At 44.7% G+C, this 1,630-nt stretch carries 1 protein-coding gene and 1 pseudogene; one reads left to right on the forward strand and one right to left on the reverse strand.

Annotation, left to right across the window (positions count from 1 at the left end):
* The coding region (gene purB / locus B3O33_RS02045) for an adenylosuccinate lyase (protein WP_292362829.1) at positions 1–954 on the reverse strand (954 nt) is incomplete at its 3' end.
* Positions 955–1,092: 138 nt separating this feature from the next.
* On the opposite strand from purB, the pseudogene B3O33_RS02050 reads away from it, so the two are divergent.
* Positions 1,093–1,630, forward strand: a pseudogene (locus tag B3O33_RS02050) (aconitate hydratase B); the annotation flags it as partial.

The raw sequence follows: 1,630 nt of genomic DNA on the forward strand, positions 1-1,630 counted from the left end.
ATTGGCTATACCCAGGTTGCCTTCAGCATTCTCAAAATCAATCGGATTAACCTTATGCGGCATGGTCGAAGAACCAATTTCACCTTTTACGGTTCGTTGTTTGAAATAGCCGATTGATATATAGCTCCATACGTCGCGGCAAAAATCAATTAAAACGGTATTAAAACGAATCATCGCCTGGAAAAGTTCGGCGACATAATCATGCGGTTCAATCTGAGTGGTGTATTTGTTCCAGCGCAGTCCCAGTCCAGTGACAAATGCATTCGCCATCATGGGCCAGTCAACATTTGGATAAGCCGCATAGTGGGCATTGTAGTTACCAACCGCACCGTTCATTTTTCCGTATAACAATACGGCAGCGACATGGGTACGCTGCAGCTCCAGGCGTTTTACTACATTCGCTAATTCTTTACCCAGAGTTGTCGGAGAGGCCGGTTGACCATGAGTACGTGACATCATCGGTGTTTCAGCCTGCTCCAGAGCCAGTTTCTTCAGTGCGCCAATCAACGTGTCCATTTCCGGCAGGATAACCTGTTCTCGGGCGTTTTTAAGCATAATGCCATAGGCCGTATTATTGATATCCTCTGAAGTACAGGCAAAATGCACAAACTCATTTACGGCATCCAGTTCGGCATTGTGTTTGAATTTACGTTTGATAAAGTATTCAACGGCTTTGACATCATGGTTGGTTTCCCGCTCGATCGCCTTGATTTCAGCAGCATCCTCAACCGAAAAGTTAGTCATTAAATCGTTAAGAAATTGTTCAGCTGTTTCGCTTAATTTAGGGACTTCATGAATATCAGCATTGGCGCCGAGTAAATGTAACCAACGGCACTCGACCTCAACACGGGCGCGCAGCAAACCATACTCACTGAAATAGGGGCGCAAAGCCTTTGTTTTATCGGCATAACGGCCATCAACCGGTGAGATGGCAGTAAGAGCAGTTAATTCCATGAAAACTCCATTAAAAATAAGCTGAAAATTGGCCGAAATTATAGCAGAACTCGGCCCTGTTTCTGGATTTGATTCAGTTTGATTTGTGAATTTGCGTTAAAATAGCGCCCATCTTAGTTTCAACTTCGGAGCGTTTTCGTGCTGCAAGAATATCAAAAACATGTTGAAGAGCGTGCTGCTGAGGGTTTACCGCCTTTACCGTTGGATGCAAAACAGGTGTCTGACATTATTGAAGGGCTTAAACAACCTCAAAACAGTGATAGAGAAGTATTACTTGAGTTGTTAATTCACCGCGTTCCACCGGGTGTAGACAAATCGGCCTACGTAAAAGCAGGTTTTTTAGCCGCTATTGCCAAGCAGGAAGCCCAATGTGATTTGATAACACCGGTTCATGCCACTGAATTGCTTGGCACAATGATGGGCGGCTATAACATTCAGCCGTTAATCGAATTGCTGGATTTAGATGAAACTGCGGAGGCGGCGCAGTTAGCCTTATCCAAAATTGTCATGGTCTATGACGCTTACCATGATGTTGTGGAAAAGGCAGAAACCAATTCATATGCAAAACGCATTCTGCAATCCTGGGCTGAGGCCGAATGGTTTCTTTCCAAACCCATTCTCCCCGAATCGATAACCCTCACTGTATTTAAGGTTCCGGGTGAAACTAACACCGATG

Origin of the sequence: Methylophaga sp. UBA1464, from assembly GCF_002325665.1 — a bacterium.
GTDB lineage: Bacteria > Pseudomonadota > Gammaproteobacteria > Nitrosococcales > Methylophagaceae > Methylophaga.